This window comes from Acinetobacter sp. TYF_19, assembly GCF_043105125.1.
GTDB classification, from domain to species: domain Bacteria; phylum Pseudomonadota; class Gammaproteobacteria; order Pseudomonadales; family Moraxellaceae; genus Acinetobacter; species Acinetobacter johnsonii.
Genome location: NZ_JBICLH010000087.1, coordinates 1 through 19,206 on the forward strand (window position 1 = coordinate 1; position 19,206 = coordinate 19,206).

16 protein-coding genes and 2 pseudogenes are annotated in these 19,206 nt (G+C 41.0%); 4 read left to right on the forward strand and 14 right to left on the reverse strand.

All coding sequences use genetic code 11. From position 1 onward, the window contains the following. Nucleotides 1-129: 129 nt before the first annotated feature. The 3 genes from ACF8FD_RS14690 to ACF8FD_RS14700 are packed head-to-tail and all read right to left on the reverse strand — an operon-like array spanning nt 130 to nt 2,064. Nucleotides 130-402 (reverse strand): TetR/AcrR family transcriptional regulator, encoded by a 273-nt coding sequence (locus ACF8FD_RS14690; RefSeq protein ID WP_234304946.1) that lies wholly within the window; start codon nt 400-402, stop codon nt 130-132. Nucleotides 403-427: 25 nt separating this feature from the next. Next, nucleotides 428-748: a helix-turn-helix domain-containing protein gene (locus ACF8FD_RS14695; RefSeq protein WP_392453535.1), complete on the reverse strand. Its 321-nt coding sequence runs from the start codon at nt 746-748 to the stop codon at nt 428-430. Then, nucleotides 733-2,064, reverse strand: a complete 1,332-nt coding sequence (locus ACF8FD_RS14700; RefSeq protein ID WP_234304944.1) for a type II toxin-antitoxin system HipA family toxin — start codon at nt 2,062-2,064, stop codon at nt 733-735. Before ACF8FD_RS14700 ends, ACF8FD_RS14695 begins: the two co-directional genes overlap by 16 nt. Before the next feature lie 426 nt (nt 2,065-2,490). Here ACF8FD_RS14700 and ACF8FD_RS14705 point away from each other — a divergent pair. Further along, nucleotides 2,491-2,727: pseudogene (locus ACF8FD_RS14705) on the forward strand (IS3 family transposase); the annotation flags it as partial. 437 nt (nt 2,728-3,164) lie between these two features. Here ACF8FD_RS14705 and ACF8FD_RS14710 read toward each other — a convergent pair. The 7 genes and pseudogenes from ACF8FD_RS14710 to ACF8FD_RS14740 form a co-directional block, all read right to left on the reverse strand. Continuing rightward, complete coding sequence (locus ACF8FD_RS14710; RefSeq protein ID WP_010326689.1) at nt 3,165-3,278, reverse strand: hypothetical protein; 114 nt, start codon at nt 3,276-3,278, stop codon at nt 3,165-3,167. Nucleotides 3,279-3,483: 205 nt separating this feature from the next. Then, nucleotides 3,484-6,628: pseudogene (locus ACF8FD_RS14715) on the reverse strand (efflux RND transporter permease subunit). Further along, nucleotides 6,618-7,853 (reverse strand): efflux RND transporter periplasmic adaptor subunit, encoded by a 1,236-nt coding sequence (locus ACF8FD_RS14720; RefSeq protein WP_279679107.1) that lies wholly within the window; start codon nt 7,851-7,853, stop codon nt 6,618-6,620. The pseudogene ACF8FD_RS14715 and the gene ACF8FD_RS14720 overlap by 11 nt, the downstream one beginning before the upstream one ends. A 1-nt stretch (nt 7,854) precedes the next feature. Then, nucleotides 7,855-9,177, reverse strand: coding sequence for a TolC family protein (locus tag ACF8FD_RS14725; protein WP_279679108.1), 1,323 nt, complete (start codon nt 9,175-9,177; stop codon nt 7,855-7,857). A 47-nt stretch (nt 9,178-9,224) separates the two neighbouring features. Continuing rightward, nucleotides 9,225-9,644 carry a cation efflux protein, CzcI-like gene (locus tag ACF8FD_RS14730; RefSeq protein ID WP_234304942.1) on the reverse strand — a complete coding sequence of 140 codons (420 nt, stop codon included), beginning with the start codon at nt 9,642-9,644 and terminating at the stop codon, nt 9,225-9,227. 64 nt (nt 9,645-9,708) lie between these two features. Then, nucleotides 9,709-10,617, reverse strand: coding sequence for a cation diffusion facilitator family transporter (locus tag ACF8FD_RS14735; RefSeq protein WP_279679109.1), 909 nt, complete (start codon nt 10,615-10,617; stop codon nt 9,709-9,711). A gap of 130 nt (nt 10,618-10,747) precedes the next feature. Further along, nucleotides 10,748-11,584 carry an SDR family oxidoreductase gene (locus tag ACF8FD_RS14740; protein WP_279679110.1) on the reverse strand — a complete coding sequence of 279 codons (837 nt, stop codon included), beginning with the start codon at nt 11,582-11,584 and terminating at the stop codon, nt 10,748-10,750. Between the two features lie 405 nt (nt 11,585-11,989). Here ACF8FD_RS14740 and ACF8FD_RS14745 point away from each other — a divergent pair, with 405 nt between their 5' ends. Further along, nucleotides 11,990-12,151, forward strand: coding sequence for a hypothetical protein (locus ACF8FD_RS14745; RefSeq protein ID WP_004979714.1), 162 nt, complete (start codon nt 11,990-11,992; stop codon nt 12,149-12,151). Nucleotides 12,152-12,360: 209 nt separating this feature from the next. Here the strand turns inward: ACF8FD_RS14745 and ACF8FD_RS14750 are convergent, their stop codons facing one another. The 4 genes from ACF8FD_RS14750 to ACF8FD_RS14765 all read right to left on the reverse strand — a co-directional run bounded on the left by ACF8FD_RS14750 (nt 12,361) and on the right by ACF8FD_RS14765 (nt 17,568). Further along, entirely contained in the window at nt 12,361-13,248 is an 888-nt protein-coding gene (locus tag ACF8FD_RS14750) for a DMT family transporter (RefSeq protein ID WP_279679111.1), read from the reverse strand. A 239-nt stretch (nt 13,249-13,487) separates the two neighbouring features. After that, nucleotides 13,488-14,765 carry a DcaP family trimeric outer membrane transporter gene (locus ACF8FD_RS14755; protein ID WP_183176022.1) on the reverse strand — a complete coding sequence of 426 codons (1,278 nt, stop codon included), beginning with the start codon at nt 14,763-14,765 and terminating at the stop codon, nt 13,488-13,490. Nucleotides 14,766-15,005: 240 nt separating this feature from the next. Next, the gene (locus ACF8FD_RS14760; RefSeq protein WP_010326682.1) at nt 15,006-16,373 is read right to left on the reverse strand and encodes an MFS transporter; all 1,368 of its coding nucleotides are present in this window, start codon (nt 16,371-16,373) and stop codon (nt 15,006-15,008) included. A gap of 280 nt (nt 16,374-16,653) precedes the next feature. Continuing rightward, complete coding sequence (locus ACF8FD_RS14765; protein WP_279679112.1) at nt 16,654-17,568, reverse strand: LysR family transcriptional regulator; 915 nt, start codon at nt 17,566-17,568, stop codon at nt 16,654-16,656. 115 nt (nt 17,569-17,683) lie between these two features. On the opposite strand from ACF8FD_RS14765, the gene ACF8FD_RS14770 reads away from it, so the two are divergent. Next, entirely contained in the window at nt 17,684-18,793 is a 1,110-nt protein-coding gene (locus tag ACF8FD_RS14770) for a muconate/chloromuconate family cycloisomerase (protein ID WP_279679113.1), read from the forward strand. 29 nt (nt 18,794-18,822) lie between these two features. Next, nucleotides 18,823-19,113, forward strand: a complete 291-nt coding sequence (gene catC / locus ACF8FD_RS14775; RefSeq protein WP_005399484.1) for a muconolactone Delta-isomerase — start codon at nt 18,823-18,825, stop codon at nt 19,111-19,113. Nucleotides 19,114-19,206: the final 93 nt, after the last annotated feature.

Sequence of the window (19,206 nt, forward strand, 5' to 3'; positions counted from 1 at the left end):
TTGAAGATTAATAAGCCACTTATTGCCAGTAAAAATAAAGGTCTTCTTGACCAACTGCGAGTAGTTTAGCTGCAACGACAGGAATAAAAGAATATTCCTGCAACCCATATTTTCAGTATCATTAAGCTCTTAGACAATTTTAACGAGTAAACGGCGTATTAGTTCTCTAACAGTTCCATCTTCAGATAGTATGGCCATATTGCTAGCAGTAATCTCATAATAAAGTTTTAAAGCAAATTCATATAATCCGTATTTACGTCCAAAAGCATTATAAAGGCTGCCACGTCCTAGGCCAGTGCCCTCTACTAAGTCTTGAATACTTGTTCCAGCGTAGCCTCTTTGCCAAAAAACTTTCATAGCAGCTTCTGCTATATCATTTTTTTCAAACTCTTTTAGTCTCATCTGAAATTCTTTCTGGAATGATCATTCACTCGGATGGCTTTATAATTTTACTAACAATATGTTCATGCGTAGGCACAAGTCCTGCTTTTAAGCCAAGTGGTTTAAACACCTTATCTAACACGACCTGAGTCAGTTGACCTTTATCCTGTTCAATGACTGTTAAAGTACGCCGACTGATTCCAACCATTGCTGCATATTTTTCTTGAGATAGCCCCAATACATTTTTGCGCAAGTGGCTCAGCAGTTGCCCCAAGGTAATTTTACCGAATAAATATTGCGTATATAAATCAATGAGCAATTGCTGACGGTCAAGTGGCTGATTTTCCTTTTTCATAATAGTTCCCATCGACTCAATTTGGCTTCAATAAAGTCATATCCTAGACCTGGCATATCTATAATCGTTTGGGGAACACCTCTATTGATTAATTGCTGTTTGAGACCAATAAGTTTGCTCGCCAATGTTTTCAATGTACTTAAAGATATTTGTGGTTCACACCAATGTGCAAGATTTTGGCTAATACTTTCCCAGCGGTATTCCCCTCCTTCTTCATACGGACTTCCCCATGTTGTTGATCTCGTCACAACTTCTGGATCGGCTTTCATTGGGGCAAAGTCGTAAATTGGAGCAAGAAGTATTCGTCCTGATTTTTTTAAGAATGACGTATTACGGCCGTGATTATCTGAGTTACCAAAAATGATATTCAGCAAATCCCGTTGTAACCACTCACAAACGAATTGCGAAGAATCAAAGTTTTTATCTACCGATTCTAATAAGGTACAAAGCGCGTCTATGACCTCAAAATGATTCAAATGGCTCCCTGATGTTTTATTCAATACGGAATATACTGACTCAAGCCCGAATCTATGCCATTGTTGATTACGCCACTCTGTGTCAAATCTCGGCAGCCATAACGAAGGGTATTTCTGACCCTCAATCAGCTTCATCTGAGAAGTTTCAATTGTTGTAAATCCAAGTTCATTCAGGACATGATAAAAATGATATTCTGCTCTCAATATGTCACAATCTATTGCACTACGCTTATTTCGAGGGAATTTAACTAGATAATGCTGATCTGGTTCATCAAAAGAATTTTGATAAGTATCAATCCAAACTTGCTGATCCTTTGACACGCGAATTAGTAGTTTTGGAGCCTCACCTCCTGCACCAGTTGCACCGCCACTAATTGCACCCATTTGTTGTGCGTATTCGAGAAAATCAATATTTCGTTCTGTAACATCACCAGTAGTGAACTTGCGTAAGTGTAATGTTGATTCTGGATTGATTGGTGGAACTGATTCCTTAACTCTTAGATTCCCTACAGGAGCAATTGTGCCCTTTTCTAATAAAGTAAAATCTTGTTCTGCTGGCGAAAGTTTTTGCAGACCTAGATATTGCACTAAATAACGTCGAGCAGCACCAGATGGAACAATATCATCTAAAAAACTAAACCAGACTTTCGATTCATGTTGAATAAGAATCTGAACAGGAAGTGCTAAGCTACAGGCATGTTCATCTCTCTTATCTAGATAAGAAATGGCATATTCTAATTCGTAGGATAACTCACTCGCACTTGCAGAACCTTTATGTGGCTCTAATATCTTGAGTTCTGCTATATCTAGCCATTCTGTATCGAGAAGAGCTTGGATCGTTAATTTTTCCATAGATATGAATGAGCAAATATTTTCTCAAAAATATCATAAAATAAAAAAAATGAGAATATATTTGCGCATTTTTACGGTAATTTAAATTTAATGAGCAAATATTTGCTCGATCAATAGCTGCAGCTTCTTCCAATACTACAAATATAGAGCTCGTCCACATCAGACAGTACACAAAACATGTGCCTTAAGATCTCTAATAGTAGACTTGATCTGGTAATGGTTTATACGAGCGCGATCCATGGTGAAAAATGAAGCCACGTTGCTGGCGAGCGATTCTGTGAAGTAACCATTCTTGGCTTCAATGGTGAATGAACTGAATAGTTAACAATTTTATAGACACCTTGAAGTTAGATAAAATGACTAATAAACAAGGTGCTTATGAGCAGTAAAAGATACCCAGAAGAGTTCAAAATTGAAGCAGTTAATGTCGCAGAAAGTTTCTTCCAGTTATTAAAGCGGGAACGAATTAAAAAGAAAATTTACACAACTAGGTCTGAAGCGAGGACAGATATCTTTGAATATAATGAGCTGTTCTACAATTCAAAATGCAGACAAGGTTTTAACGGTCAGCGTTCTCCATTAGAGTACGAATTGGAGCAGCCAAATTTAATTGGCTACATTTATCTATTGAATACACATTCAAGTAACCGAATCGTCATTTAAAATATTTATTGAACTATCAATAACACCTTTAGCTTGTAAAGAAGCGAGTTCTTCTCGAGTTTTATACTGTAATAAAATCTTTAGCATATGTTCGGCTTTGTTGCATAAATATGTAAGCATCTGATTTAAATAAATTTAATTTTGGATCAAAAAATAATCAAAACTTTTAAAATCATATAGTTATGAAATCTTTGTGCAACAAAGCCGTTCAATGTACACAATCTCTTAGACGAAACGTACTATGTTGCAAGCTATAGCGATATGTGGATTCAACCCGGCGACCCTTTAAATGCATCTGTCTCGTTGCAATGGAAGTTTTAAGGTTATAAAAACCAGACTTGTCTCGTTATGAGTTGAGTCTGGTAGTCAGAAAATTAAGATTCTGATTAGTTTTTGAAGTATTAGCTACCTTAGTTTTCTTTAGCATTACTATGTACTTACTTCAAAAAGTATTCCCAAATGATAAATCCAAGAAAAAATCCAAGAAACGAATATAAAGTAATGATAAAGAATACAAACCAAGCTCTATTTTTTTTCAGTAAAAAGTTCATTTCCAATACCTCAACGCTCTATCTATATTCATTATTTTAAAGTTTCCTATACGAAAGGACAGATACAGTTCTTTGTGAAAAAAATATAACAGACTATAACAGATTTGCCATTTTTAAATCCCTAAAGCGATCAGACTGATATCAAGTAGTATAAAAAAGTATGAGGAGACTATTTTGCCTCCTCATGCTTCAGCAGATTAAAGGATTAAACTTTCGTTTCTTTTTTTGCATTCATCCAACGATACAACACTGGTAATAGCACCAAGGTCAATAACGTCGAAGAAATAATTCCACCAATCACCACGGTCGCCAGTGGACGTTGAACCTCTGCCCCTGTGCCTGTGGCAAGCGCCATTGGGACAAAACCTAAAGACGCTACACAAGCGGTCATTAAAACAGGCCTTAATCGCAAAATCGCTCCCTGCCAAACGGCTTCATGTAAGCGGTATTGCTCTCTTAGCTCTTTAATGAAGGTCAGCATGACCAAACCATTTAAGACGGCAACGCCAGACAAAGCAATGAAACCAATGCCTGCCGACATTGACAAAGGAATGTCTCTTAAGCACAAGAAAAGCACACCACCAGTTAGAGCAAATGGAACGCCCGTGAACACAAGCAAGCTTTCTTTGATGTTATGGAAAACGGCCATCAGCAAAATAAAGATCGTCAATAATGCCAGTGGAATCACAATCTGCATTCGAGCCTGTGCCGAGGCCAGATTTTCAAACTGACCACCATATTCAATCCAGTAACCACTTGGTAACGAATACTGCTTAAGCTGACTTTGTACTTCTGTGACAAAAGAACCTAAATCGCGCCCTTCCACATTCGCCGTGAGAATTACACGACGTTTGCCATTTTCGCGGCTGACTTGGTTGACGCCATCCATCATTTTTACAGTGGCAATATCGGTGAGCAGAATGCTGCCACCATTTGGAAGCTGTATTGGCAGTTGCGCAATCCCACTGATACTTCGGTCTTGCTCACTGAGTCGAATGACAAAGTCAAAACGGCGGTCACCCTGTAAAATTTCACCGACATTTTGTCCTCCAATGCTTGCTGATACATAGTCTTGTATGGTTTTGACACTTAGGCCATATTGAGCGGCCAAGCTTTTATCAATTTCAACATTGAGTAAAGGTAAACCCGATGTTTGTTCAACTTTAACTGCTGTACTGCCTGAAACCTGTTGAATCAATTTACTGATTTTTTCAGCTTCCGTATTTAATACTTGCATGTCATCGCCAAAGATTTTGACACCGACATCACTACGTACACCCGATATTAACTCATTGAAACGCAGTTCAATTGGCTGAGAAAACTCACTGTTGTTACCGGGCAATGTTGCTAAATAGGCCTGCATACGGCTACGCAGTTCATCGAGTGTTTCTTTTGGATTTGGCCATGCATCACGGGGTTTCAGCATGACGTAACCATCTGAAATATTCGGTGGCATCACATCGGTCGCTACCTCGGCCGTACCCGTACGCGCAAAAATAGCGTGTATCTCAGGGAATTTTTTCAGAAGTAGCTTTTCCGTATTTTCCTGAATACGAAGTGATTCTTCTAAGCCTGTGCTTGGAGAGCGCAGTTGCTGTACAGCAAAGTCACCTTCACTCAGTTGCGGTGCAAACTCACTGCCGATACGCGTTGCAAGTAATCCTGTCAACATCAACAAGCACAGTGCAAAGGTTAAAATCACCGCTTTACTGATAGGCACAGTCTAAAACCCGCTCATATCGCTCTTTTAGCCACAGCATCCAACGGCTTTCAGTTTCTTTGATGTCACCTTTAACAAAAAGTGCGACAGTCGCAGGCACAAAGCTGATCGACAAAATAATGGCCGCAACGAGTGCAAGTACAACCGTCAAAGCCATTGGATGGAACATTTTTGCTTCTACACCAGTCAGTGCAAAAATCGGTAAGTACACCACCAAAATAATCAGTTGACCAAAAATAAGTGGACGGCGGGCTTGGCGCGCTGCCAAAAACACTTCTTTAAAGCGTTCCGACTGGGTCAATGGTCGTTTGAGTAATTGCTGCGCATGGGCTAAACGGCGAATACAGTTTTCAACAATCACCACTGCGCCATCGACAATAATACCGAAATCCAATGCCCCTAAACTCATTAGGTTGGCACTGATGTTCTGCTGTGCCATACCCGTTAAAGTAAATAGCATAGACAGTGGAATAACACAGGCTGTAATTAACGCCGCACGAATATTACCTAAGAATAAAAAGAGGATCACAATCACCAAGATTGCGCCTTCAACCAAGTTCTTCTGCACCGTTTTAATGGCTTTTTCCACCAAAGTGGTTCGGTCATAAACCGTTTCTATTCTAACGCCTTGCGGTAAACTACTTTGCACCTCTTGAATTTTGGCATCTACAGCTTTAGACACCGTTCGACTGTTTTCCCCCATCATCATCATAGCGATGCCGAGTACAGTTTCTTCGCCGTTATAGGTGGCGCCTCCTGTTCGGAGGTCATGGTCAATTGAAACTTGCGCAATATCCGCAACACGGATCGGGCTGCCATTTGGGCTGGCAACTGTTGTATTTTCAATGTCCGCAAGACTGTTGAGTGTCCCCGGAACACGCACTGTGAGTTGCTGACCATTTTCCTCAATATAACCAGCACCACGGTTTTCATTATTTTCCTGTAAAGCGGTTTGTAGCTGGCTCAATGAAATATTTAACTGCTGCATACGGTTTAAGTCGGGAGCAACCACATAGGTTTTATTGAACCCGCCAATACTGTTGACCTCGGCAACCCCCGCAACACGTTGCAGTTGCGGACGAACGATCCAATCTTGGATCTCCCGCAAGTCCATCGCGCTATAAGCGGTACCATCCGCTTTTTTGGCATTCGGTTCAGCTTTAATGACCCATTGATAAATTTCACCTAAACCCGTCGAAACTGGTGACATGGTTGGGGAAACATCGCTAGGTAAATCTGCTTTGACCTCTTGTACCCGTTGATTAATCTGCTGACGTGCCCAATAGATGTCGGTACCATCCTCAAATACGATGGTGACTTGGGACAAACCATAACGTGAAATAGAACGAGTCAGCTGCAAATCTGGAATACCCGCCATTGCAGTTTCAATCGGATAGGTAATCCGCTGCTCAACCTCCAGTGCGGTAAAACCATTGGCTTGGGTATTAATTTGTACTTGCGTATTGGTAATATCGGGCACTGCATCGATCGGCAGTTTTTGATAGCTATAAACTCCGACCGCAATCCACGTGCATACAAATAGCATGACCCAAATTGCATTTTGAATAGAGAACTGAATAATTCGTTCAAACAAACCCTCAGGCTTGGGTAAATCATGATTAGTGTGCATGATCAGCCTCGCCTTTTTCTAGTTCAGACTTAAGCACAAAGCTGCCTTGACTGACATAGCGTTGTCCTGCTGTTAGGCCTGAAATCACTTCTACCCATTGAGCGTCATTTGAAGCTTGCCCAAGTTGAACGGGCTGCGCTTTCAAATGCACTTGTCCTTTTTGTTCAGCGTCGACCACAAATACCGAAGTTTGACCTTCAATGTTTTGAATAGCACTTTTATGGACGCGAAGTGCTGTATTGGAACTGGTATTGTCTAAAAAGATATTCGCCAAAACATTTGGACGTAGTTCAGCCGCTTGGCTTTTTAATTTAGCACGTACCACCAAACGTCCTGTTTGTGCATCGGCTTGAGAAGTTAAGCTTTGAATGACGGCTTGATATTTTTGCTCAGAAGCATTCGGCTTAAATGTCAGACTCTGATTGGCTTGTAACTGACCTGAGTACTGAGCAGGCAGATTAAACTCAAGCCATAACTCTTTAAATTGTTCAATCACAAAAAGCTGATCGGCCAATTGTACGTTTTCACCCACTACGATATCTTTTTGGCTAATCACACCTGAAATGGGTGCTTTAATGGCAAAACGACCATTTACCCCACCTGTTGCTCCTAGGGCGTTTAAGCGGCTTTGCACGGACTGCACAGTAATCTGTGCTTGTCGGTAAGCATTTTCTGCCCGTTGGTAGTCTTGCTTAGCAGAAATGCCCTGTGACCATAACTGCTGTTCACGTTGATAATCTTGACGTGCTAAATTCAAACTGGCTTGAGCCATCCGCAAATTGGCCTGTTGATCGATCAGCTCGGGTACAGACAGTACAGCTAAGGTTTGTCCTTTTTGTACGTTTTGACCAAGTTCAACATTCACCTGTTCCACATGCCCACCAAAGTTTGGCAAAATATGAGCTTGCTGATCGGTATTGACCACAAGCTTTCCGGGTAAAACAGTGACTTGAGATACCACACCTTGTTGAGCTGAAGCGATTTGAATGCCTTGCTCTGTCAGTTGCTGCGCTGTCAGTTGAATTTCACCTTCCTCGGCATGTCCTTTTTCTGCCTCGGGCTCATCCGTATGTTCAGATTCTTCATGTTCGGCATGCGTATGTTCATCGGTGGTTTTATCTTTTGAGCTAAACCAGATCCCTAAAGCGATGAGGAATGTAATGAGGAGCAAAAGCCCAATCATCAATGACTGTGATATTTTTCCAAATTGATTTTTTAGTTGCATATTATTGTGCTCCGCCAAAGATGAGGTCTTGTATTTGTGCTATTGAGTTTTTACTGATTTGGCTATAAGCATCTGAACTACTGATCTGCTCATAGCTAGTACCTAGGCTAAGGGCTTCTGCGCTCAATGCAGTCTGCCAAGCTTGACGTAATAACTGCAATTGCCCAAGGCGTATGCTTTGCAGTTGTAAGTTGGCTTGTTGAATGTCGGTAATGGACAGTTTTCCCGCTTTAAAACCTTGCAACGTACGTAGTTGAACTTGTTCTGCCAAAGTGGTTTGTTTGTTCATTGAACTGAACTGCTGTTTTAGTCCTTTAAGCTCATGCATGGCATTGGCGATATCTAAAATCTGCTGTTTTAACTCGCGCTGTTGCTGCTGATTCAACAGGCTTTGCTGACGCTGGGCCATCGGAATGCTGTATTGCTGACGGTTAAGAATATTCAGCGGAATATCCACGCCGACACCTAATGTGGTATCGCTACTTTCATTCGGTGCTTGACTCCGTTTCATGCCGACATTTAAGGTCGGATTGGGACGCGCCTGCACTTTTAAACTTTCAATGTTTAAATTGGACTGTTGAACGTTCAGTGCATACAGCTTTTCCAACCAACCTTCAGCAATATAGTGCTGTACTGTGGCTTCACTTTGATCTGGCCATGGCATGGTAGTCGCATTAAGTTGAATGTCGGCTTTGGTTTCGTCCCAAAGGTTTGAGAGTTGACGCTGTGCTACTTGTTCTGCCAATACCGCTTGTTGGTATAAGCGTTGCATATCCAAACTTTCGATTTGCGCACGTTCATAGTCAACCAAAGCAATACTGCCCGCCTGATAACGTTTTTTTGCACTGTCTAAATTGTTTTGACTCACTTTGAGTTGTGCTGCGTACAGCGATTTTTCAACTTGTGCCAAAGCCAACTGAGACCATGCAAATTTCACCACCAATTGGCTTTGTGCTGTCCACAGTTGTTGCTTTAACTGCCCTTGTTGGTGCGCTGTTTCTGCGAGTTTTTGATTGAGCTTACGCTGTCCAAACACATCTAAGGGCTGACTGATGGCAATACTGAGCTCTTGATCGGTATTTGAACCAAAACCATCTTGATTGATATTTAAGCTAGGATTTTGCCATAGGCCGCTGTTTTTGATGTTCAGCTCTGAAATGCTTTGACGCTGTTGCCCAATTTCACTTTGGTTTTGATAGCGCTCTACTTTTGCTAAAGCTTCATCCAAAGTCTTGACCGGTTCGGCAAAACTCCATTGCATCGCGGCTGTTGTTATGCCTACAGCAAGGGCTTGGCGTATAAACGCCTTAAATTGATTCGACATGCTTTTTCCCACTAATTTTTAGAAGAAGTGGTGGGAAATGTTTTAGGCTACCCCACCATTAGCAGGGAAAGTTCAGGAGGCGGATGTTGCCCCAATAAGTCAGGAGCTTGATAGGCATTATGCCAAAAAAATTGTGGCGGTTCTTTTATCTCAAGCGCGAGCGGCAATTGATAGTTTTTTTCTTTCGGAATAATCAAATGTGCCATTGAGGGCAAATGATCTTGATGGTCTTCACCCAATTCAAACGGATCATTTACCGTTTGAGTATGGTCATCAACACTGCTTTGCAGGTGTGGCTTATCATCAGACACACACAAGGTGGTTTGATGGTGGCCAAAATGAAAACTTTGTTGTGTCACGACTTGAGCTTTTTGTTCTTCATGGACGCAAAAAGCTGCCGCCACGTTCCAAAGACTTTGGAACATGAATAAAGCAACTAAGACGCTAAGCCACGTGGTAGAACGCATAATGTCGTACTAAAATAAAGTGACGCTATTGTAAAGCCTAGACTAACTCTAAGGTCAAGTCTTTTTAATGACTATGTTCATGTTGGTGTGGATGGCATTCATCTTCTTCAATCTGCAAAGTCACTTGCGTAATCCCATGCTCATGCCCCAATAACTCCACAGCTTGGTAGTATAAAGCTCTCGGATCTACATCAGGTGCAATCAAATGCGCTGTTAAATGCACATTTTTAGAAGTAATGGCCCAAACTTTAAGCTGATGAATGCTTTGTACACCCTCTAAAGCCAGCAAATCATTGCGTAAAGATTCGATATCAATTTCACTTGGTACACCTTCGAGCAAAATATTGATACTTTGTTTCAGTAGCACCCAAGTTCGAGGTAAAACCCAAAAGCCAATCAACACCGCAATAACGCTATCTAACCACATCCAACCTGTGAAATAAATCACCAGTGCGCCTATGATCACACCCACAGAGCCTAAGGCATCACTGAGCACCTCAAGATAAGCCCCTTTCACATTTAAGCTGTCTTGGCTGCTCGACACCAAAATTTTCATTGAAATCAGATTGATGATTAAACCCAAAGCTGCAACAATCAGCATGCCCAAGCTTTGAATTTCGGGTGGCTGACTAAAACGCTGGTAGGCTTCATATAAAATGTAAATCGCCACTACAAACAACATCATGGCATTAAACAAAGCTGCCAAGATTTCAAACCGTTGATAGCCAAAAGTACGTTTATCATCGGCAGGCTTTTTCCCAATTTTGATGGCTGCTAAAGCAATGGCTAAAGCAGCGGCATCGGTAAACATATGCGCTGCATCGGACAGTAAGGCCAAGCTTTGCGTGATAAATCCTGCAACCACTTCCACAATTAAGAAGGTAAATGTCAAGGCAAGTGCAATGGTTAATTTCTTGGCATTTTTTGCAGTCACTTCAACATGACTGTGATCATGGTTATGAGAACCACTCATGTAGGACTCCTTATCATTTTATTTAACGGAATGCTTCACCATTGAAATCGAAGCTTTTTTTAATTTAAAAATTACTCGATTTAGCATACTCGGTTAAAACGATAAAATCATCTTTCATGTGAATACGTCTTTATTTGCGGCGTCTTTTTCCTGTCAAAAAGTTCATGGCCTGCGTATAGCCTGTTGGTGTAATACGCTGTACCAGATCGATAATTTTGGCATCTGTTCCAATTAAGACTCGGCGCTCATCTTTTTTCACAGCCTTTAAAATAGCCTGTGCTGCGACATCTGGCGGGGTTTTAAGCATTTTATTGAAAGAACGACTGGCACGCTCTGGGTTCATACCCAGCGCACGAATACTGTCACTCATTCGAGCACTATTGGCGATATTGGTACGTATACCACCTGGGTGAACACAAGTTGCACTAACGCCACAGTCTTGCAAATCTAACTCTTGACGTAGTGCCTCGGTAAAACCACGGACAGCAAACTTTGTCGCATTATAGGCACTTTGGGTGGGCTGAGCAGTGAGCCCAAATAAACTTGAAATATTCACAATATGCCCAGAGCCACTTTGTTTTAAATAGGGTAAAAAAGCTTTGGTTCCATACACGACACCCCAAAAATTGATGTTGAAAATCCACTCGGCATCTTCATAGCTTAAGCCTTCAACAGTACTCGCTAACGCGACCCCTGCATTATTAAAAACTAAATTGACCTGACCGAAGTCTTGCTGACACTGCTTTGCCCAATCCTCTACTGCCTTACGGTCTGAAACATCCAGTTTTGTGAGCGTGACTGAAACAGGATAATCTTTGACGTGATTTAAGGTTTCAGCCAAACCTTGTTCATTGACATCACTGAGTGCCAAATGTGTACCTTGTTTAGCCAGTTGAATCGCCAACTGCTGCCCAATGCCTGAACCTGCGCCTGTGATCGCTGCCACTTTATTTTCAAAATTTTTCATAATACTCTCTAAATATAGTGTTCTAAATATCGTTTTGCACTTAAACGTCATGCTGAAGGTTCAAGTACTCTAGTCTACGCAGACAAGGTGCTATTTTAGTTAATGTACAAAAATTACAGTCATGAATGAAATGATCATTTCTAATGATTCAGTATGTATAGAATTCATGAGTGGTATTTTAAATATAAGATTATTTTTATTTTTTTTGTATTTTTAAGTGATAGGACTCTAAAAACTAACGCAAGTTAATGATATCTGCATACTGTGTCCCCCACAGGTTTAAAATATAACAGTCATGAGCAATTCTGCTTCATCTGTTATATTTTTTTAATCTTGTTTTGTATCTGTTTCATCAGTCGTTTGCTTTACATAATGTACTCATCACCTCAGTTGAGTGCAGTAACCATGAAAGATCTAGACTCAAAAAAACCAGCAAAATATGCAGATAGTTCAATTTCAGATAAAGCATTTAAAAACATGATTATCTGGTTCGCGATTTACTGTGGGCTTTTTTGTATAGGTGTGATTTTCTTTGTCGGTGCAGATCAAAACTACCTTCTTCAGTAAAAATCTGAAGCTTGTTGCACTAATATCAACATCTAAATTTTGGCTACAGAATTAAATCTCACGAGAAAAACACACTTTAGAGATTAAACCTAGACATGGGTTTAGTCTCTATTTTTTGAGTTGAAGACTAGTAAAACGGCAGTTAAATTATATTTTGAATGGCTAATGTCATTACAAAAGAATGACATTAGCTATGTGAAGATCAGACTTCAAGCCCAAATCACTAAAAACGCTGCAATCACCACCAATACAATACCGAGATGTTCAGCACGTGCCAGCTTTTCTTTAAAGAAGTAGGCTGAAATCAACATACTAAAAATAATCTCAACCTGCCCCAAAGTTTTTACAATGGGCACTGACTGCATACTCATGGCACTAAACCAACCCAGTGACGCCAAAAAACTACATAAGCTGACACGAAATGTAAGTCTTATACGCTGCCACATGGCCCATAATGTTGCACGGCGAAATATACCCAAATACATTAAAAGTAAAAAGCACTGTGTCGCAATCACCATTAAAAGCACCCAAGCAGCACGGTGAATAAAGGGTAAATTATCTAGTTCTAAACTTGCCTCACGTACCAAGAGCGAGGTAATGGCAAAACATAAACCACTACCGATACCTATACATAAGGTTTGTACTGAAAAATCAGAAAAGCCCGGCCCTTTAGACATTAAAAATACCGCAAAGCCTCCCACAGCAACCCCAAACCAGCCTAAAAGGCTTAAATGATCGGATAAAAAGAGCACGGCAATAATCGCGGCAAGTACTGCTTCACTTTTAGCAAGACCCACTCCAATTGCATAATTTTTTTGCTTAAAAAGTTGCACCATCAATGCTGTTGCTGCAATTTGGCTCAACGCCGCAATAAGCACATAGATAGCAAAACGGAGATTGAAATGGACGGAATCTGTCACAGGTTGGAAATGGTAAAGACAACTGATGTAAAGCAGTGCTAAAGGTAAAGCAAAAATGAACCGCGCTAGAGTCACTCCATAAACATCAACAGTTGTACTGAGTTGCTTTTGAAAAGCGTTGCGCCAAGCCTGCATAAAAGCGGCCATAAGCGTAAAAAGAATCCATGTTATTGTCATCAAGTACTCTATATACAGTTACTTACCTCACCTAATGTAACCCGTTGATGACAACACATGTGCTTTATTTTCATGACTTATTCTTATGTGACAAATAACTTAAGTTCTGATGAAACTTCGACTATTGCATTACATGTGCAACATCTCCTCAAAAATTAGAATTGAGCAAATTAAACAATAAGGCATAAAAAACCGAAGGTGTTATCCTTCGGCTTCTATGTGAAATTTTACTTCAAGTATTAGAAGTTATAAATCGCAACCAAGTTCACACGGTTGTCTTCACCTTTTTTACTACCATTTGCCGCAGGTGCAAACGCTTCACGCTCACCGTAGACATACTCTACCCCAAGGCTAACAGGCTGAACTGGGCTATAGAATAAATTACCCCATGCTTGCCATAAGTTTTTATTGATTTTGGTATCATCAGCTACAGCATCAAGGTAGTCCTGATTTTTATCAAAAGTCATATAACCATAAGCCAAAGTACCACGTAATTTGTCATTAAACTTCTGTGTTAAACCGACAGTAATTGAGTCAAACTCACTTTGTTCAATACTTGTGCCTGTTGCAACTACGCCAGGGTTAGTAAAGGATACAAAGCTGCTATCGCCTTTAACATGGTAGTAGTCGGCTTTCACAGAAGTCACAGGGGTGATGTCAAATTTGGCACCAACACCTACGCCATACGCCCACTCTTCTTGATTTTGAATGCGTTTTTCATGCGCCATTGCACGCCCACTGACTGAAAGAGCATCATTAAACTTATGATTCAGTCGTCCTGTAAATGCTGGCATACGTTGGCTCATGCTGGCATCTTTCGGGTCTTCCACTGCCGCGACTAAGTTAGTATTTGGCGTGAATTTATGGGTATAACGCACTTGAGGTGTACGTTTAATTGAAGCACCCACATAAGCCAAAGCATCAATCGTTTCAGGGATGTAGTCTGGAGTCGCAAAGTTTGACCACGTTTGACCAATTAGCCAGTTACCATAGTTTAAATACGCATGACGAATACGTAAATTATCAAGGTTTGCGCCGCCTAAAAAGTCGACCTCAATTTTGGCATTTAAGTTCTGATCGGCGACTGGCGCTTTAAAGTCCAAACCTAATCGCGTTGCTGAAAGGGTTGATCTTAACCGATCGCTATTTTCAGCATTTCCTTCTAAAGGTACGCTATTGATTTGGTTATAGGGCATATCACGAGCGCCACCTTCAGCCTGATACGATGCGTCCGCGCGGACATTACCGTATAAGTTGAACTCTGCCCCACCTTTGGTCAAACCTAAACCCGTTTTTTCAACCGTTTTTGGCGTCGTCAACACTTGACGTTCAACAGCGCTCAATTGAACAGCTTGCTGCTGTTGTTGCTGAGTATTCTGTTGAAGCATTTGTTTTAACGCATTAATTTCATTTCTAAGTTGCTCAATCTCTGCCGTGGTATTGGTTTGTGCATGTAATGCTGCACTACTTAACATCGATAAAGTGACAACTAAAGCATTCTTCTTAAATTGTTTCATTTAACACGGGTCCTGTGTATTTAAGTCTGTCCTGACTTTTACTCTTTAATATTTAGCTCTATTTTTCATCGCTGTTTTCTAACGCAATGCATTTTTTTTAATACTTTAAAATGAAACTTTTTATCGCATTAAAAATCGCGTTAAAAAACAACTTATAAAAAGCAAATTGATTTTAACAGTTCATACAGTTTTTGAAATGAGCCTACTACTAATGCACTAGACTCATGGGTTCAATATTCTTTAATTTGCTGTCGATTTGACTGCATCAAACACTTGTTTTGATTTGGTTTTTTCACCATCTACGGATACTTTTAAGTTGACCATAAACACTGCCAAAGCTGCAATCACACCAGGTATCGCAATCACGAGAAAATTCATTTGATGTGGCAACTCAAAAGTTAACAATGCACCTGTCAGTACAGGCCCAACAATTGCGCCAATGCGTCCAATGCCTGAAGCCCAGCCCATACCTGTAGAGCGCACAGCAGTTGGATAGAACTGTGCGACAAAGGTATACAGTAGAATTTGTGAACCAATAGTTGCTGCGCCTGCAATCGCAATTAAACCGTACAGCACCATTTGTGGACTGTTGAAACCGAGTAGAATCAGTGCAATAGCACCCAAGGTGAACATCGTCGTTAAAACTGGTTTTAAGTGGAAACGGTCTGCGAGCGCACCACCGCCAATCGCTCCAACCATACCGCCAATATTTAAAGCAAATAAGAAAATCATACTTGCACCAAGCGAATAGCCCGCTTGAATCATCAGTTTTGGTAACCAGCTTCCAAGCGCATAGACCATGAGCAGGCACATAAAGAATGCCACCCAAAACATCATGGTGCTAAAGGTACGACCTTGTTGGAACAATGCTTTTAATGGAGCGTCATCACCAGCAACAGGTTCATTAAGTTTAAATGTCGTTTCTGGCTGAATTGCTTGCTCCGGTGCAATTTTTTGTACAATTTCACGGACTTTTTCAGTTTCACCCTTTTTAGTCAGGAACATTAAAGACTCAGGTAGAAACTTCCAAAGAATCGGCAAAGCCAAAAATGGAATGATGGCGATATAGAACATGATTTTCCAACCATAGTCTGTTACCAACCATGCACCCAGTAAAGCTGAGGTCATGCCGCCAATAGCATAGCCACTGAACATAACCGCAACGAGTGTGCTACGAATACGCTTCGGAGCATATTCAGTCATGAGTGCGACCACGTTTGGCATCACCCCACCAATGCCAAGTCCCGCAAGAAAACGTAAAATTCCAAACTCGATAGGATTGCTTGCAAATGCGCCTAGAAAAGTGAAGCCACTAAAAATAGCCACACAAATCATAATGGTCTTTTTACGGCCCAATTTGTCAGACAACGTACCAAAGCTCATTGCACCGAACATCATGCCAAACAATGCTGTACTCGCAAGTAATCCTGCTTGTACTGCACTGAGTCCCCACTCTTGCATCAGAAGTGGCAGTGCCACGCCATAGATGACTAAATCATAACCGTCAAAAATAATAATCAGTAGACACCAAATGAGTACACTCCAATGAAAGGGCGTAAATTTGGCTTCATCGACCACCGTGTTGATGTTAACTGGATTTGTATTCACTTTAAGCCTCCTGCTTGCGAATGTTTGTTGCTGTGCACATTGCAGCAAAAGTAGCTTTCTTGTCCAAAACCGAATAACTCTATATTTATACCTTTAAGGTCGGTTAAGGTTTTTATTGTTTTAAATAAATAGCTTATATAACCAATGATTGCAGCGAGAGACAGAAAATAAGCAAAACCAAGCGAAAATGACTATAAAAAAAGCCATCCCCAAGGATGGCTTAAATGACTGATTTTAAAATGTAGACTTTAAAAGTATCGTGAAATTTAAACCCCAAAGTTTAGATAAATGCACGGTCATATTTGATCGCTTCAAGGTCATAGACCTGATAAATACAATCAAATAATGAACGAATGTCCTCACTTTCATCCATGGAACGAATGGCTAGAAAAATGGGGCTAGTCGCTGCATCATCTAAGATTGGAATATAGTTCAAATGCGGCAGTTGAATGGTTCGTGCACTTTCAGGAACCACACAAATTCCTTCTCCAGCGGCAACTAACCCCAGTGCCAATTGTATTTCACGGACTTCTTTTAAGTGTTTAGGTTCCAGTCCATATTCTGAAAACAGCCCTTGGACTTGAGTAGAAAAGTTTGGCTTGGGGTGACTTGGATAAAGAAATAAGTTCTGATCGACCAAGTCCGACAGGTACACACCTTGTTTTTGCACCGTCAAAGGATGACTCGAATGTGCCGCCAACATCAACGGCTCTTCACGCAGTAAAATCCGACGTACAGCAGGATCCGAAATACGTAAACGTCCAAAACCAACATCAATCCGCCCTTCTTTTAAGGCCTGAATTTGATCTTTGGTGCTCATTTCAATCAATTCTATTTTTAAATGCGGCTGCTGTTGGCGAAATAAATACACGATTTTTGGCAACAACCCATATAACAACGATCCCACAAAGCCCATGGTCACCGTTTTTTCAACCAAACCTACACGCTGAGTCATAGCTTTGACTTCTTCGGCATTAGACAAAAGTTTAACAGCGTGTTGATAGAAGAATTGTCCTACTTCGGTGGTTTTGAGTGGACGGCTGCCACGTTCAAATAATTGCACGCCCAATTCAGCCTCCAGGTTTTGTATCTGGCGGCTTAAAGGAGGCTGTGCAATGAATAATTTTTCAGCAGCTTTGGTAAAACTCTGCTCTTCTACAACAGCTACATAGTAGCGGAGGTGTCTCAATTCCATGACTATTTATACCTTTAAGATATATTAAAATGCTAATTTGATCTTCGACAGTTCATATTTATTCTTTTAAGGTATATCAAATCAGGTACACAACGCAAGGCTGCGCAGAGTTAAGATGTATAAATCTATAGAAACCTTACTCGTCGAAATCCCCACTATTCGCCCACACAAAATGGCGGTAGCGACTATGCAAACGCAAACGCTTGTCTTGGTGAAAATCAGCACTGAAGATGGCTTTGTCGGTTGGGGTGAAGCGACAACAATTGGCGGACTGGGCTACGGTGAAGAAAGCCCAGAAAGTATTAAGACCAATATTGAAACTTATTTTGCACCTTTATTGAAGTCCCTTAAAGCTCAAAACATCGCACAAACCATGCGTGCTTTGAAAAAGAATATTAATGGCAACCGTTTTGCCAAATGTGCAATTCAAACGGCTCTACTCGACATCCAAGCGCAACGTTTAGATTTACCCCTTTCTGAAGTATTGGGTGGCCGCTTACGTGACAGCTTACCTGTACTTTGGGTATTGGCATCTGGTGACACTGAAAAAGATATTGCTGAAGGCCGAAAAATGATTGAGGCAAGACGCCACAATATTTTCAAACTTAAAATCGGTTCACGCCGTGTAGAAGAAGATGTTGAACATGTTCTTGCGATTAAACAAGCACTGGGTTCAGACATTTCTATCCGTGTCGATGTGAACCGTGCATGGTCTGAGCTAGATGCGATTAAAGGCATTCAACTCCTACAAAATGGTGGTGTTGACCTGATTGAACAGCCCTGTGCAGTCGACAACATTGATGCGATGCAGCGTTTAACACGACGTTTTGATCTTGCCATCATGGCGGATGAATCGCTCATGGGACCAAGCTCAGCCTACCGTTTAGCCAAAACCAATGCGGCCTCTGTTTTTGCAGTGAAAGTGGCTCAGTCTGGTGGATTAATTGAAGGTCATGAAGTCGCGAAGATTGCCAACTTAGCAGGCATTGATTTGTATGGCGGAACCATGCTTGAAGGTGCCGTCGGCACGATTGCTTCGGCACATTTGTTCTCGACCTTTGAAAATTTAGCTTATGGCACCGAGCTATTCGGCCCACTGCTGTTAACCCAAGATATTTTAAAAACCCCACTTCAATACACTAACTTCGCCTTGCATTTACCCCAAGGCAAAGGACTAGGTATTGAACTGGATGAAGACAAGATTGATCAGCTACGCCGCGCTTAAGCGACGTCTTAACCGTTTAGGAGTTATACATGCTTTTTCACGTACGTATGGATGTAAACATTCCACTGGATATGCCTGCTGAAACTGCCAGTGAAATTAAAGCAGTCGAAAAAGCATATTCGCAAGAGCTACAAGCTCAAGGCAAATGGCGACATATTTGGCGTATTACAGGTCAGTACTCAAACATCAGCATTTTTGATGTAGACAGCAATGAAGAGCTACACAACATTTTGCAAGGTTTACCCCTGTACCCATATATGAACATTGAAGTGATGCCTTTGAACCGACATCCATCGTCTATTCGCGAAGATGATCGTTAATTGAAAAAAGATTTTATGCAATTTAATCACTGGAACGTAGTGAATATTCCAGTGAAAGAAATTAACAAGGAACGTGGCAGCTAAGCTTTTCAA